The sequence below is a fragment of the Allocoprobacillus halotolerans genome (assembly GCF_024399475.1).
Classification (GTDB): domain Bacteria; phylum Bacillota_I; class Bacilli_A; order Erysipelotrichales; family Coprobacillaceae; genus Allocoprobacillus; species Allocoprobacillus halotolerans.
On the sequence record NZ_CP101620.1, the window covers coordinates 806,211 to 822,266 of the forward strand.

Sequence of the window (16,056 nt, forward strand, 5' to 3'; positions counted from 1 at the left end):
CATGAATCATATCATTTTTATTTCTTAATCAAAAAAGTTATTCATACAGACGATATATTGTTGCAAAATTTTTTTGAAAATAACACAATAACGAAAGATAATTGATACACACAACAATGAATAGTATCGTCCATTCTATTGGATAGGCATATAGAATCATCAAAGATACCAACATCATTCCTATTATTTCATAGAATAATAATTTGAATTGATTTTTATAAGCTATACCTAATGATGTCATAATGAGGATATATTTTATTTGATAGCGTTGCATTTTTTGAAAATAGAAAGATACAATAAGTAAAGTGACACCAAAAAGTAATATTCGATAAAAAATCACAATAACATCTTTTTCCATTGTCAAGGTTTCTCGATTTTCTTTTTCCATATATAAAGATTGAATATTTTGTATTTCATATTGTGCATATAATTGACGCATTAATGACGGATAAACATATGGATCATCAAAAGTAATGAGATAACCAACTTGATGCTTTTCTAGTAATGGATAATCTTTTTTGATATAACAAGTATCTTTATTTTCATAATATGTTATTGTTGTATTGTTCAATTGAATACTTTTTTGTTTATAAGTGAGTGGAAAGGCTTGTTTAACAAAAGTATAGTCTTGATATTGATAAAGATAATAAGGTTCAATTTGACAATTGATATTTTGAATATCAGGTTTTTCTAAATGAGAAACAATAATATTTTGTCTTGTGCTATTAACCAGCTTTGATTGAATAGATTTTTCTTTTTGAAAAACAAAACTTCCAATAAGAAAATAGAAACATGTCAATATCATCAAAAAACAAAATGTATAACGAAATGGTAAAGAATGTATACGCATCTTTAAAAGGGACTTTTGACAAATAGAAGCTGGTGTTAAAGGTAATGAATGATGTGAGATTGTTTTTTTAATACATTCTAATTGTTTATTTTCAAAATGATAATGACAATCACTTTGTTGAATTAATTCTTGATCATGGGTCACAATGATAATGATTTTCCCTTTTGCTTTTAACTGCTTTAATAACTCTAAAACTTTCTCTTTCATATGTGTATCTAAAGCTGACGTTGGTTCATCTAACAAATAAATAGCTTTATCTTGTAAATAACCACCATACAATAAAAGATATTGTTTCTCTCCTAAAGAAAAATCTTTGATTTTCTTATTTAAAGGAAAAGGTACATCATATGATGATTTTCCTGCCATCATATCCAAGTAATCTTGTAAAATCATATCATCATATAAAGATAATTCCTGTAATAAAAAATAAATATATTGATAACGAAAAAGATGTGTCTGTGAACTTTGTAAATCTATGACTTGCTGATGATATTGATATTTTCCTGTTCCTGTTTTTAATAATGCTAAATAATAAAGTAACGTTGTTTTTCCAATGCCATTCGTTCCTGTAATTACAGATATTTCTCCTTCATAAAACTGAGCATCTATAACGCCTAAAACTTTCTTATCCCACGTGATGTTCATATTTTCGATACAAAGCATAAATATCAACTCCTACTGGTAAAACATACAACAACAAAATAGGCAAAATAATCATTCCCCACCAAAATAGCAACAATGGATAGTGAATAGTGTAAAGAAATAAGTTGACACATACATATAAAACACCATAAAACCAGAAGAATATCAAAATCTCTAATAAATATTTCTTTATAATCCAAACTAAAGTTTGATTGAAAGATAATTGATAATGCATAAGTTTATCATATTCCTGCAAACGTAATCGTTTTTGTCCAAAGATAGTATATACAAGCACAATCATTAACAATCCTAATGGTATAATACAAATCAAAGATAATATTTTAACAAACTGTAAGACTGTATCAGCTATCTGATTTAATGAATAAGCACAATAAAATTCTAATGTCGAAGCAACTTTTTCAACTTGACTTTGAATAGATTGATACTTTTCTAAGTGATCTATTTTTGCAAAATAAGCATTAGGTTGATAATTGATATTATACTGTTCAAACAAAGATAACATCGTTGTTTGATCCAAATATGCAAAACAATAATCACGACTTATAAAAAGTCCATTCTCATCTAAAACACCTTTTATATCAAAAGTCATAGTCATTTCCTGATATTCAATTTCTCTGCCCTCTATATCTTTCCATATGACTTCATCATTTTCATCTAAAATCGCTGTTTGCATCCCATCAATTGTATCGCTTTGTTGAATAGGGATGGCTATATTTATTTTCAATTGCATATTTTCTAAATCATGATAAGACATATCCAATTCCTCTAAGAACCATTTGGATAAAATAAGTCCTTGTTGATGGGATGTTCGATATTCTAAAGAATCATCCATTTTAGAAAAAGATGTATAACCATTAATAAAATACTGTTTATCATTAGATAATGTTTTTTCAACTTCTTGTTTACCATCCATCACAACAACAGAATCATAATAGACTTCATGATTTTGATTTCTTTTTTGTTTTAAACAAAAAGGAATATAGGGTTGAAAATCACTTAAACCCTCAATCTTCTTTAAATCTTGAATTTGTTGATTCGTCAATGATTGGTAATAAATATCATATTGTTGATAATAGGGATGATAAACATCCGTATTATTCATGACAAAGACTTCCTGTGACATATTTTTTGCAAGTTGATTGTTCATATCAGCATAAGTCATTTCACGATAATATTGTGTAAAAAATATAAACAACAAACATATGGACATCATTACAAAAATAAGTATCTGTTTGATACGATTTTTATTTTGATAAACCCATATATCTTTCCATGATATTTTTGAATGTTTCTTAGGTGATAAAAAATCTAATTCTAGCTTAATATCTTGATTTTCTATATCAATAACTTCATCACATTGATCGATGATTTCTTTTTGATGTGTCACAATAAGAATCGTTTTATTCTCTTGCAAAGATATTTTTTGACATAGAGGAAACAAAAAATTCAAAATATCATGATTTAAACCACTCAATGTTTCATCAAAAATAATCACTTCACTTTCACTATATAACGCTCCTACAATCACAGCCATTTGCCTTTGACCTAAAGATACTTGTGAAGGATAGAGTTGTCCTATTTCCTGTAATTCTAATAAACGATTAATCTGTTGATTTTGAAAATTGTAACCAAAAAACTGTAAGTTCTTTTCAATAGTATATTGTTCTATCAAGAAATTATTTTGTTGGATATAGACTATCTTTTGATGGTGATGTTGTAGAAAAATCTGATTCATTAATGTGGTTTTGCCACAGCCATTTTTTTCAACCACTGCATATATCTTTCCTTGTTTAATCCTCATATAATATTCCTCCTAAAAAGCAGGAATAATTCCTGCTTTAATAATTATGTATTAAAGGTTGTACAACTGAAGCAGTAGATGCAACATATGATCCGGCATGTACATATTTAAAAGTACATTTTGCATAAGGATTTGTTTTTCCTGATCGCTTTGTCATTTTAATATTGTCAAAATAATTAAACCAGTTATCATCTGTCTGCGTTGTACTTAATCCACCAACCGTAACCCCAGAAGAAGTATAGTTACCACTTGAATAGAAAGTAAGTCTTACCCCTGTACTAGACTCTCTATAACTTGATTTATATGTTATATCCGCTAACGGCATTATATCATCAGCCGCTGCAACTGGAATAATAAATAACATACATAGTAAAACTGTAAATATAAATATTTTTTTGTAATAATTACACTTTACTTTCCTTGTTGACTTCAAACCATACTTAATTATCATAGTTCATTTGATTTGTGTGAACCTTCTAATTTTAAATTTAAATCTTCCCTTTTTACGAACAATCTCACCTATGTTAATTTATTTTAACGGAAATGAAATTTCTGACTCTTTTTGAATATTTTCTTAATCACCTCCTGTTAACCATTATAAATAAATGACGAACAAAAAGATGGTTAATCCGCTGATTGACCATCTTTATTGGCTAAAAGGTAATGTTATGAAGTAAATATAGTCATTTGAAAACTTATTTTCAACAATGGATATATCATGAGAAATATCAATTTGATAATGAAGGGGTTGTAAAGAAACCAAACGACAAAGATAAGACTCTTGATTCATTTGAATATAAAGCTTGATTTCATTGTGAGGTTTTCTCGCATCTTCTAGTAATTGATAAATAAAGACAGTATAATTTTCATGCCAATATTTTTCAATTTTACAAAGATAATATTGAAAAGGAATATGTTCTTTATGATACAAACTTAATTCTGTTTGAAACATATGATTGAGCGAAGGAATATTTGATATTGTTATTGCAGTGTCCTGATAAGATTCCTGCGTTAATGCTTGTAGATGATGAATGGCTTTTTGAGAATCATTCATGCGAATATCGTTCATAACTTGATATAACTTTTGATTATAATCATGGCGTAAAACATGAATATAACTTTCATAAATTTCTTTTTCTATCTGGTTAATATATTTTTGTTGATTGACTTTATCCATATGTAATCTTTGAATAAAAGCATAGAAATAAATAATGAAAGCTATGAAAGATAATATAAAAAGTAAACCAAATAAGAAAACAATCTTTGTATAATAATGAATACTTATAAAAACCTGTACAAAATAACTTAATGAAAAACTCAAGGCATATATAATCATGGCTGTGATGCAGGCAAAATGACGTTTGTGATGATAGAAATAAAAACTGAGTATCAAAGATAAACCAGATACGAAAACAAACAAAAATTCGTAGATTTGAGAAGGCAAAAATACAACATGAAAAACATAGAGATAAGCTAAATAGCCCAATCCTGATATGATTGCTATTATTTTCATTATGAAACAATCCTATTAAAATATTCTCTTACTTCTTTGATACATTTTCTAGAAATAGGTATATATTGTCCCATCATAATCAGTTGCGTTCTATACATTCCCTGAATATGATCTTTATTAATAATATAAGACTGATGAATACGCATAAACTTTTCTGATGGTAATTCCTTCATTAATTCTTTAAATGTTCCCCAATATGAAATATCCTTTTCTTCCATGTGAATTGTGATTTTCCCACCATAAACTTCTATATAATGAATATCATTCATATCAACCATAATCTTTTGTTTTTGAGATATAACTGTTAAAAAATGAGCTGTTTCAGCTTTAAACATATCCATAGCTATCTTTAAATCATCTTCAAAATGAGATTTACGAATCAAATAAAAAGGATTATAAACTTGAGTGTTAAAGATATAAGACTGATGATGTGTCATAAACATAAAAATAGCCTGTGGATGAACTCTTTTTAATTCTCTTGCAATGTCTTGACCACTTGGTTTCATCTCTAAATCTAAAAAATAAACATCGTAATTTTGATAAAACTTTGATGTTATTTCTTTAGGTTTTAATATCATAACATCTTCAAAATATTGATTTATATATTGAGCAGCTTGTTTTGCTTCTTTTCTTGAGTCATCAACAATCACAACTTTCATCTATGAACACCTTACCTTTATAAACAGATTATAGCACAAACAATATATAAATAAAAACAGAGATATTATTCATCTCCGTTATTTGTTAAAAAATGATATGTAAGTTGAATCACCTGATTGATATGTTCTAAACTATCATAGTTATGAGTTGCACCTTCAATAGGATAAAAAACAGGATGTGAAAAACCTTTTAAATATTTTTTTGATATATCATAAGGAACAGTTGCATCTTTTGTTCCATGAAGTATCATTAAATCATTTTGATAAATATCTAAATCGTGATACAAATCTCTTGATGTGATATCTTCTACAAACGCATGAGAGATTTCAAAACCACTATGATCATAATATGGTGTTTCATCCACATGTCCTTTTAAATATTCAATGGCTTCTGGAAGATTTAAGGCTGGTGCCCATAAACACATTTTAGAAATATCTTGTGGGTATCTTTTCGCCACTTCACTGGCAATCGCTCCACCCATGGAATGTCCTAATAAATAAATCTCTGTCACACAATCCATGTTTTTGACTTCTTGAAAAATTTTGATTGCTGAATCAAGTTCATTTTCAAAAGTCATATCCCTAAATGGTAAATCAGATTGTCCACTACCTAAAAAATCCATACGCAATGAACCAATATTTTGTTTTTCTAACATTCTTGATAATTGCACATAAGAAAATTTTGTACCGGTGCATTGTCCTGTAAAACCATGAAAAATAATACACACTGGAAACTGAGAAACATCTGGTTTATGAAAAAAACCACGCATTGTTCCTAATTCTGTTTCTATTTCATAATATTTTTGCATATTATTCTCCTTTCAACGTATCTTGTATAATTTGAGTTATTATTTGATAACCTTCATCATTAATATGTAAACCATCAATAAAGACATCTTCTTTTAATTGACCATTTTCAAATAAAGAATGATAAATATCCATAAAATGAACATAATCATAAGGAATCATACGTTGATATTCTTGCATAATCATTTCTAAGGTATCATGACTTCTTAAGCCTTGATGCATGGACTGATAACCATGTAGATTTTCTATACATGGAATAGGACTTAATAAATGAATTTGACATTCTGGTAAATTATAATGAATAATTTCAACCATTTCTTTAACATTTAATGCAATATCTCGAGGACTTGCCATCATCGTATTTCCTAAATCATTTGTCCCAACCAAAATAAAAACTTTGGCAGGATGATATTTAATCACACCTTCATCTACAAAATGCAACAACATATCTGAAGTGATACCACCAATCCCACAATTATAGACTGGACCTAAATCTTTAAAGACATGTTCAACATCGTAATATTCAATAATGGAATCACCATAAAAAACAATACTATTGTCTTGAACATATCTTTGTTGTTGAATAATTTGAATCATTCTTTTTAAAACAGATTCTCTTAATTGATAAATATTTGTATCATATTTCATATTTTCACGCATATCATTCACCTCTGCATCTATTATACCATAGTTTATATGAAGATAATTTGAACACATAGCATATAAATTATAGTTCCACCAATAATGGATAATAATGTATTACGTTTGAGCAAATGTAAAATAACCACACTGCTGACACCAATAATTTCACTTAAACCATGATTATCACTCAATAAATCAACACTTTTTAAACAATATACAACAAGCATTGCCATAATTGCATAAGGTAATACATCCCCTAGATATTCAATAATAGGATAAGATTTATCTTTAAGCACCACAAAAGGGAGAACTCTAGTGATAAACGTCACAATCGCTATCACACCAATTAGCAATAACTCATACATGCTGTTCCCCTCCTTTTTGATAAACCAAAATCAAACTTAAAATAATCCCAATCATAGATGGAATAATAAAGGCATCACTTCCAAAAAGCAATAAACAAGCAATACTGATTCCAAAACCAATATATGTATAAAGATGTTTATCAGAATTTAAATATTGATCAACCACAATCACTACGAACAATGCTGTCATAGCAAAGTCTAAACCAGTGGTATTGATTGTGAGTAATGAACCTACAAAACTTCCTAATAAACTTCCAATAATCCAATAACATTGATTAAACAATGAAATAAAAAAGAAATAATATTTTTGATCACACCCTTCAGGTGTTTTCGCACTGACCAATAAAGAATAAGTTTCATCCGTTAAAGAAAAAATCATATAAGGTTTGAGTTTCCCCATATCCTCAAACTTTTTAATCATAGATAATCCATAAACCAAATGTCTGGCATTAATCAACAATGTCATAATCACTGTATTCATCAATGTCGCTCCTGATGTTAATAAATTAATCGCTACAAATTGCATACTTCCTGCATAAATAAAAACTGACATCGCTAATGCATATACAAATGAATAGCCTTTACTTTCCAATAACATCCCAAATGCCATACCTAATACAACATATCCCATCATGACTGGCACTGAAGCAATCAAGGCTTCTTGCATTATCTTTTTCATCATTTCACCCCTCAAAATCATTGTTATGTCTTATTTTAGCACTATCTTTGTTATTTTTCATAAATAATCTTCTTAAAATAAAAACTCTTTAGTACAATCATATTTATACATAATTTTTAATATCTACTTGCATTATTCTATCAAAATGCTAATGGGACGACCGATTTCCTTTATGGAATACAACAAGAACATATGATATTCAAAATCTTGAATCCAATGAAAATATGACATACCCACGTGATGGTGATTTGGTTTTGACAAGGCAATTACTAATGCCATAATGAATCTATCTTCTAAAGAATATTTCTCTCATCTGTTTTCTACTTCAATAACCTATTCATGAGTGACATTTATTAACCTGCTCAAATCTCACTTTCATCAACAATTATAACAATCATCTCTATTTAACTTTGTTCCTTTACGCTCCTAGCAATTCCAATCATATACTATATACATGATATTTACACATTTCAAATAGATAAATATATATAAGCCTCCTTATATCAATGAGTATTATATTTATTATCATAAGATTCGTCATAAAAAATATATATCGTTTAAATTTATGAACAAAAAAGAGCCCTGGATTTAGGCTCTTTCTAGAATACATATTTTAAAGGGAGTTTTATGAATTCTATTATCTTTACACCTATAATATACTTTGTCAATATGAACGATATATGAACATTTTTAAAATTATTCATTTTTGTGAATCATTTTTAATTCTTTAAGACATTGTTCATAATAATCTTGATTGTGTTCTGGATAAATAGGATGATGAATAGTCATTTTATCAATAAAGGTCATAGATGAAACCTCATATCCAATTTCCATTCCTCGATAACATGCATCTTTCCAAAGTGGATTGACAAAAAATTGATATTTTTCAAGTGCTTTAATAATCAATAAATGAAATGCATAAAGATATTGATATGGATGACAATAAATATATTTTTGATAATCCTTTTGTTTGTTCCACTTTGAACCTCTTATTTTACAAATTTCATAATGTTGTTTTAATAATTGTTCCTGAGATAAATATGGAATTAAATCTTGATGGTATAAGTGCATCTTTATTTCCTCCTTATACCATTATTATGAAATTTATTTAAAAAATACTCAATAATCGAGTAGGAGAAAATAAATAATTTTATATTTATTTTCGACCTCTCACACCACCGTACGTGCCGTTCGGCATACGGCGGTTTAAATCTATACTGAAATATGTTTTAACTGATATTGGGCTACCATTGATGGTAGTCCTTTTCTATATAATAAATCATTAGTTATTCTTGTTCGAAGAAATGTACTTGCACATCTTGCATATGATTTTCGACTGTTTGCCCAAGTTTTAGCTTGCCATGGTAATGCCCCTAACTTTCTTAGTTGCTTTTCTCTATTTCCTATGGTTTTCCATTTCTTCCATAAGTACATACGTATCCTAAATCTTATTTGTGCATCTAGTTTTCTACAGACTTTTATAAAATTTCCAATACGGTAATAGTTAATCCACCCATTTACAAGTTGTCTTATCTTAAGTATTCTATATTCCCACGATACTGACCAACTTCTATTTGTTAGTCTCCTTAGTTTTGTTTGCAGTGTTGCGATAGATTTCTCATGTGGTTTTGCTTTCCACATAGATGAAAAAGAGTCATAATAGAATCCAAATCCTAGATATTTAATATCATTAGGTTTGGAAACTTTACTTTTAGTCATATTTACTTTAAGTCCTAGTTTCTTTTCTATGAATTTACTAATGTTTTCCATTACTCTATCGGCGGCTTTACTGCTACCCACTAATATAATACAATCATCTGCATATCGTGTGAATCTTAGTCCTCGTGCTTCCATTTCCTTATCTAGTTCATTGAGAACTATGTTACTGAGTAGCGGACTTAGATTTCCACCTTGTGGTGTTCCTACGACTGACTCTTTATATTCATTATCAATCATAATCCCGCTTACTAGAAACTTCCTAATTAGGGATACTATTTCTCCACTCTTTACATCTTTCATGACAAGTGAAATAAGTTTATCATGATTAACTGTATCAAAGAACTTTTCTAGGTCTATATCTACTATCCACTGATAGCCTTCATTCATATATTCCAATGCTTTGATGATTGCCATTTCGCAACATCTATTTGGTCTAAATCCAAAACTATTGTCACTGAATATTGGTTCATAGATAGGTATTAACACTTGGGCTATGGCTTGTTGGACAAATCTATCAAGTACTGTTGGCACTCCTAGATTTCGTATTCCGCCATCGGGTTTGGGTATTTCTACTCTTCTCACAGGTTGTGGCTTATATGTCTTGTTTCGTATACTGTCCTTAATTTCTTCTAGATGTTTATCTAAATAGTCTTTAAGTTCAGCTACTTCCATTCCATCTACTCCACTTGCACCTTTGTTTCGTTTGACTTGTGTAAATGCTAGTTCTAGATTAGTATCACTAAGCATTTCCTCAAGCAATGTGTTATCAGTTTTCATATTTTCGTTACCTCCATTTCTTTCGCTATCCATTATACTCACCTTCCCTACATTCTTCTTTCGGGTCTTCTAGTGTACTCGTCTATCTCCACGGTTTCGTATAATGAAATCAATTCAAAATTCAATAACTGATAGATTTATTCAGTCCTTCGCTCCATGACCATTACAGTCACTTCCTTACTACTACGACTTCTGCTGACTTCTCACTATTCGTTGTTACTGCTGTATCGCTAGTGAGACCTCCCGGGATAAGGTCATATCTCTTTCCTCCCATATATCCGCCACATTTACATATAATAGTCCTATTCCGCAACCTCTTATGACTTCGTGTTGTTTTGCACACTCGTCCCTATTATATGCCTGATGTGATTCGTGTTCCTCGGACCAGGACTTTGCCTCCATCTTCTTTCAGATTCCATCTCACGATAGACACCCTTGATATTGGCTAGTGGTTGGCAGTTGCGACATCGCCCCCACAGTGGACTTTCACCACCTAGATATATGCCATGCCCGGCATACAAAATGAAAGAGATGTTTTGGGGAAACATCTCTTTCTTAGGGATATATGATAGATTTGAGGGGAATCAATACTATCGTATTTGTCTTTCGACACTATAAATATATATCACAAATGTGTCTTGAGTGTGAACTTTTAAAATTTATGTGGTTTATTTAAAATTTCATGGCAATGGCGGCAACGTGGTTCATAATGATCAACAGCACCTACTAAAACAATTGGATCTTCAAAAGAAGCAGGATGTCCATCGACCAATCTTTGTGTACGTGTTGCTGGGGCACCACATTTAGCACAAACAGCTGTTAATTTTGTCACAAATTCAGCACGTGTCAACAATTCTGGTAAAACACCAAATGGTTCACCTCTAAAGTCTTTGTCCAATCCAGCAACCATGACACGTAAACCTTTGTCAGCTAAATATTCGCAAACATCAACAATATCACGATCAAAAAATTGTACTTCATCTATCGCCACAACCTCAGTATCAGGTTTAATATTTCTTAATATTTCTTTTGAATCTTTGACAACCACACAAGGAACTTTTGTTCCAGCATGAGAAACAATTTCTTTTTCAGAATAACGATTATCAATAGACGGTTTAAAAACAATAATATTCTTTTTGGCATAAGAAAGGACATTGATACGACGAATTAATTCTTCTGTCTTTCCCGCAAACATGCATCCACAAATCACTTCAAGCCAACCTTCACGATATTGATTATACATAATAACTTCAACCTCCACAAATACTCATTATACTATAAATATCGTCAAATTCATACATCTTTTACATAAATTATGTGAGTACATATTTCATTCACAATTCATCTTTATAATAAGGCGCAGGTGATAAAAATGAATTGGTTAAGAAATTTTATGTATGGTCGCTATGGGGTTGATCAGTTTGGAAACTTTTTATTTGTAACTTATATTATTTTATTGGTGCTTTCGTTATTTTTCCCTTTTGTATCCGTCTTATGTTATGCATTGATTATTTATTCTATCTTTAGAATGTTTTCTAAACAAATCTATAAACGTCAGGCAGAAAACGAATGGTTCTTATCCAGAACATCAGGTATAAGAAAATTTTTGAATCGTCAAAAAAACAAATGGAAATATCGTAAAACACACAAATATTTAAAATGTCCTCACTGTCATCAATATTTGAGAGTCCCTAAAGGAAAAGGTGAAATTACAATCACTTGTCCTTCATGCCATCAACAATTTGATAAACGCACTTAAAAAAGACACTTTGTGTCTTTTTTACGTTCTTAAATCTTTTACACCTTCTAATGGATTAATTTGTTGATCAGATCTAGCAGGATTTGCAAATTTACTAAATTGTTTTAAGAAAACCAAACGAATATCAGCCAATGCCCCATTACGATGTTTAGCAATAATAATATCTGTTGCTCCTTGTGTTTGTGCTTCTTTTTTAGGATCTTGGTAATCTTCACGATGAATAAAAGAAACAATATCGGCATCCTGCTCAATCGCACCAGATTCTCTTAAATCAGATAAGACAGGACGTTTATTATCACGTTTTTCAACGGAACGAGATAACTGACTTAAAGCTAAGACAGGAACTTCTAATTCTCTGGCAATCATTTTTAATTGTCGAGAAATATCAGATACTTCCTGTTGTCTTGATTCTCGACTATTGGCAGGACCAGAAATCAACTGAAGATAGTCGATCACAATCATCTTTAAACCTTGTTCTCTTTTTAAACGACGACATTTTGCAGCAATTTCACCGACACGAATACCTGGTGTATCATCAATATATAAATTACATTTTGAAACTTTATCGGCTGCTGCATAATAACGTTCACTACTTTCCTTTAAAATAGAGCCAGAACGTAATGATTCAGCTTGTAAACTTCCAGCTGAACAGATAATACGTTGAATTAACTGTTCAGCTGGCATTTCTAGTGAGAAAATAGCAACTGCCTCATCTGATTTATAAGCTACATTATAAGCCACATTTAACGCAAAAGCTGTTTTTCCCACTGATGGTCTAGCTGCCAAGATAATCAAATCACCCTTTTGAAAACCAGATGTCAATTTATCCAAATCATAGTATCCAGTTTTAACACCTGAGATTTTCCCATCAGCCTTTTGTAACATCACTAAACGATCCGTTACTTTTTGAATCACCGATTTAACATTTTGAAATTCCCCGCATTACGATCTCTTGTGACATTCAAAAAATCTTTTTCGACCTCTCCAATAAAATCATTGATATTTCCCACTTCATCATAAGCTCTTTCAATAATTTGGGTTGACTCTTTAATCAATCTTCTTAACAAAGATTTTTCATTCAATATTCTTAAATAATACTCACTATGAGCAGTCGTTGGTACAGATTCACTTAATTCCAGTAAATATTCTACACCACCCGTTTTATCTAATAATTTTTTATCCATCAAATAAGAAGTCAGTGTTGTCACATCCACTGGTTTATTTTCATTATAAATACTTTGCATAGCCTCAAAAAGAATACGATGACTATCCAAATAAAAATCATCTTTTGAAGCTAGAGATAAAATATTTTGACACGTATCACTTGATATTAACATTGAACCTAACAATGATCTTTCAGCCACTAAATCATGGGGATATTCTCTAGCCATCTTTCTTCCTCCTTATTTTTCTGATAAATGCACTTTAATTGTCGCAATGACTCCTTTATATAATTCAATCTTTAAGTTCGTATAACCTAATGCCTGAATAGGTCTAGCATTAATAAATTTTCTCTTATCAACTTTAATATCATATTTTTTTGCAAGTTCTTCAACCACATTCTTTGTGGAAATACTTCCAAATGTTTTTCCATCTTTTCCTGAAGATAATTGAAATTCTAAAGTTAAACTTTCAATTTTTTCTTTTAATGCTTCAGCATTTTTCTTATTTTCTAAATCTTGTAATCTTTCTTTTTCTTTTGTTTGAGCAACCATTTCTTTACCATGTTCAGTTGCGAGAATGGCTAAATTATTTTTAATCAAATAGTTTTGACCATATCCATCAGCCACCTTCACTATATCATTTTTCTTTCCTAATTTTTTCACATCTTGTAATAAAATCACTTTCATTATGCTTCACCTCTATCATCTAAATATTCTTGAATTTTTTCTTCCAATAAAAGACGAACTTCTTCAATCGTTCGATTTTCAAATTGGGCAGCTGCCATACTAAAATGTCCACCACCATCCATTGATTCCATAATCACTTGAACATTCATATCCTTGGTACTTCTGGCACTAATCGCAACAGTTGTCTTAGACACTTTCCCAATTGAAAAACTCGCCTTAATGCCACTAATTTCCAGTAGAGCATTGCTTGATTTTGCAAGTAAACTACGCGTATATTCTTCATCGTCTTGTCCACAAGCAATCAAGATTTGGGAATTGTACTGATAAGCTGTCTGCGTAATTGATAAACGTTGCAATGTTTCTTCATATGAATCTTTAATAAACTCATAAGCCATTGGTACATTTGCCTGTAATTCTTTTAAATGAGCCGCAGATTGGAATGTTCTCACACCTACACGTTGTTTAAAGTTATTTGTATCAACTAACATCCCAGCATACATTATTGTAGCATCTAGCTCATTAATTTTCAAATCCACATTCTGGTAATCACAAAGTTCAATGACAAGTTCTACTGTACTAGAAGATGCCGGTTCGAGATAAGTCAACACGGGTGCCTCAATAAATTCTTCACCACGACGATGATGATCAATAATGACTTTATTTTTAACACGATCCAACAATGCTTTAGAAAGTGCTAAACTTGATTTATGATTATCCACCACAATCAATAAAGTATTCTTATTAATATTTTCCATCGCTTCACTTGCTGATTGTAATAAACCTTTATAACGACTATCGGCTTTGACCTGCACCGCCACTTCTTTAGTTTTCTTTTCAATAGAATCAAAATCAATAATCACATTTGTTTTTTTACCATAAGCCATCGCAATTTTCGCAACACCAATAGATGCTCCAAAGGAATCTAAGTCAGAATTCTTATGTCCCATAACTAAAACATGACTAGCATTTTTAATCAAGCCAGCTAAAGATTGGGCAATAACTCTGGCACGGACTTTACTGCTTTTTTCAAAAGTATCGCTATTTCCACCAAAGAAACGAACTTTCTTATCATCACCTGACTTCACAGCAACCTGATCACCACCACGAGAATATGTCAAGTTTAAAGCTGCCGAAGCCATTTCATCAAGTTCTCTTAACACACGTGAATCTTTCCCAATCCCAATACTTAAAGTCATTACTTCATCTAATTCTTTAGACATTTCTTTAAACGTATCAAGAATGGCAAACTTATTTTCTACTTGTTTACGATAAGTACGTTCATTAAAGAAAGCTAAATATCCACCTGATTTAAAACGACGAATAATAATTCCATTAGAATATGCCCAATCAACAATAACTTGTCTTGAACGTGATTGAATCAAAGCCATCTTTGGTTCATCAGCATTTTCCAATGTTTCTTCATAATTATCAATTGTAATATAAGCCATACAAACCTGTTGATCTAAATAATCTTGTTGTAAAGACATCAATTGTGTAACATCTTTTAAATAAATCAACTTTGTTTCTTGACTATTATAAGTCTCAAATTTTTTCCTTTAATATCAATCACTTTGACATCTTCATCATCAAAAAGACTAGCTAGATGTGGTTGCCATTCTAAGAGTTTAACTCCTACCACATTAATATTCATTGCTTTTAATAAATCACTTGTCCAAACAATATTTCTATTTTCATCATATTGAATGAGGGCAATTCCACCAAATAGAAATGCATTTTTAGCATCTTTATTTAAAGCCTCCTCAACACTTAAATGATTATTTTCTAATATATAAGAAATATAAGCTATAATCAAAAATATAACACTATTCTTAATCAATGCATAAGCACTAAATGTCAACAATACAGGAATATTTAATAAAAGATATAAACCAAATAATAAACCACATTCTCCAATCAATACAACCATGATAAGATTTCTCATTTGTATCATTTTCCTTGTCATTATATCCCT

The 16,056-nt window shown here is 30.3% G+C and carries 18 protein-coding genes; 1 reads left to right on the forward strand and 17 read right to left on the reverse strand.

Features of this window, described 5'->3' with window-relative positions; all coding sequences use genetic code 11:
* Positions 1–37 precede the first annotated feature (37 nt).
* From NMU03_RS04930 to NMU03_RS04985, 12 genes are all read right to left on the reverse strand, one after another.
* The gene (locus NMU03_RS04930; protein ID WP_290141559.1) at positions 38–1,513 is read right to left on the reverse strand and encodes an AAA family ATPase; all 1,476 of its coding nucleotides are present in this window, start codon (positions 1,511–1,513) and stop codon (positions 38–40) included.
* The gene (locus NMU03_RS04935; RefSeq protein WP_290141560.1) at positions 1,476–3,314 is read right to left on the reverse strand and encodes an ATP-binding cassette domain-containing protein; all 1,839 of its coding nucleotides are present in this window, start codon (positions 3,312–3,314) and stop codon (positions 1,476–1,478) included. The genes NMU03_RS04930 and NMU03_RS04935 overlap by 38 nt, the downstream gene beginning before the upstream one ends.
* Positions 3,315–3,351: 37 nt before the next feature.
* A complete protein-coding gene (locus NMU03_RS04940; RefSeq protein ID WP_290141561.1) occupies positions 3,352–3,639 on the reverse strand; it encodes a hypothetical protein in 288 nt (95 codons plus the stop codon).
* A 321-nt stretch (positions 3,640–3,960) separates the two neighbouring features.
* Entirely contained in the window at positions 3,961–4,827 is an 867-nt protein-coding gene (locus NMU03_RS04945; protein ID WP_290141562.1) for a hypothetical protein, read from the reverse strand.
* Entirely contained in the window at positions 4,827–5,486 is a 660-nt protein-coding gene (locus tag NMU03_RS04950) for a LytR/AlgR family response regulator transcription factor (RefSeq protein WP_290141563.1), read from the reverse strand. Before NMU03_RS04950 ends, NMU03_RS04945 begins: the two co-directional genes overlap by 1 nt.
* A gap of 65 nt (positions 5,487–5,551) precedes the next feature.
* Positions 5,552–6,295 carry an alpha/beta hydrolase gene (locus NMU03_RS04955; protein WP_290141564.1) on the reverse strand — a complete coding sequence of 248 codons (744 nt, stop codon included), beginning with the start codon at positions 6,293–6,295 and terminating at the stop codon, positions 5,552–5,554.
* Position 6,296: 1 nt separating this feature from the next.
* Positions 6,297–6,953, reverse strand: coding sequence for an SGNH/GDSL hydrolase family protein (locus NMU03_RS04960; RefSeq protein ID WP_290141565.1), 657 nt, complete (start codon positions 6,951–6,953; stop codon positions 6,297–6,299).
* Positions 6,954–6,985: 32 nt separating this feature from the next.
* Entirely contained in the window at positions 6,986–7,300 is a 315-nt protein-coding gene (locus NMU03_RS04965) for a branched-chain amino acid transporter permease (RefSeq protein ID WP_290141566.1), read from the reverse strand.
* Positions 7,293–7,979: an AzlC family ABC transporter permease gene (locus NMU03_RS04970; RefSeq protein ID WP_353956657.1), complete on the reverse strand. Its 687-nt coding sequence runs from the start codon at positions 7,977–7,979 to the stop codon at positions 7,293–7,295. The genes NMU03_RS04965 and NMU03_RS04970 overlap by 8 nt, the downstream gene beginning before the upstream one ends.
* A gap of 696 nt (positions 7,980–8,675) precedes the next feature.
* Positions 8,676–9,050 carry a pyrimidine dimer DNA glycosylase/endonuclease V gene (locus NMU03_RS04975; RefSeq protein WP_290141568.1) on the reverse strand — a complete coding sequence of 125 codons (375 nt, stop codon included), beginning with the start codon at positions 9,048–9,050 and terminating at the stop codon, positions 8,676–8,678.
* A 141-nt stretch (positions 9,051–9,191) separates the two neighbouring features.
* Positions 9,192–10,508 carry a group II intron reverse transcriptase/maturase gene (gene ltrA / locus NMU03_RS04980; RefSeq protein ID WP_290141569.1) on the reverse strand — a complete coding sequence of 439 codons (1,317 nt, stop codon included), beginning with the start codon at positions 10,506–10,508 and terminating at the stop codon, positions 9,192–9,194.
* Positions 10,509–11,127: 619 nt separating this feature from the next.
* Positions 11,128–11,718, reverse strand: a complete 591-nt coding sequence (locus NMU03_RS04985) for a thymidine kinase (protein WP_290141570.1) — start codon at positions 11,716–11,718, stop codon at positions 11,128–11,130.
* A gap of 129 nt (positions 11,719–11,847) precedes the next feature.
* Here NMU03_RS04985 and NMU03_RS04990 point away from each other — a divergent pair, with 129 nt between their 5' ends.
* On the forward strand, positions 11,848–12,234 hold the full coding sequence (locus NMU03_RS04990) for a hypothetical protein (RefSeq protein WP_290141571.1): 387 nt from the start codon (positions 11,848–11,850) through the stop codon (positions 12,232–12,234).
* A 21-nt stretch (positions 12,235–12,255) separates the two neighbouring features.
* On the opposite strand, the gene dnaB is transcribed toward NMU03_RS04990, so the two are convergent.
* From dnaB to NMU03_RS05015, 5 genes are read right to left on the reverse strand one after another with little or no spacing between them, the layout of a single operon-like run.
* A complete protein-coding gene (dnaB, locus tag NMU03_RS04995) occupies positions 12,256–13,149 on the reverse strand; it encodes a replicative DNA helicase (RefSeq protein WP_290141573.1) in 894 nt (297 codons plus the stop codon).
* Positions 13,146–13,625: a DnaB-like helicase N-terminal domain-containing protein gene (locus NMU03_RS05000; RefSeq protein WP_290141574.1), complete on the reverse strand. Its 480-nt coding sequence runs from the start codon at positions 13,623–13,625 to the stop codon at positions 13,146–13,148. Before NMU03_RS05000 ends, dnaB begins: the two co-directional genes overlap by 4 nt.
* 12 nt (positions 13,626–13,637) lie before the next feature.
* Entirely contained in the window at positions 13,638–14,084 is a 447-nt protein-coding gene (gene rplI / locus NMU03_RS05005) for a 50S ribosomal protein L9 (RefSeq protein WP_290141575.1), read from the reverse strand.
* Positions 14,084–15,601 carry a GGDEF domain-containing protein gene (locus NMU03_RS05010; RefSeq protein ID WP_290141576.1) on the reverse strand — a complete coding sequence of 506 codons (1,518 nt, stop codon included), beginning with the start codon at positions 15,599–15,601 and terminating at the stop codon, positions 14,084–14,086. The genes rplI and NMU03_RS05010 overlap by 1 nt, the downstream gene beginning before the upstream one ends.
* Positions 15,598–16,047: a hypothetical protein gene (locus tag NMU03_RS05015; RefSeq protein WP_290141577.1), complete on the reverse strand. Its 450-nt coding sequence runs from the start codon at positions 16,045–16,047 to the stop codon at positions 15,598–15,600. Before NMU03_RS05015 ends, NMU03_RS05010 begins: the two co-directional genes overlap by 4 nt.
* Between the last annotated feature and the right edge of the window lie 9 nt (positions 16,048–16,056).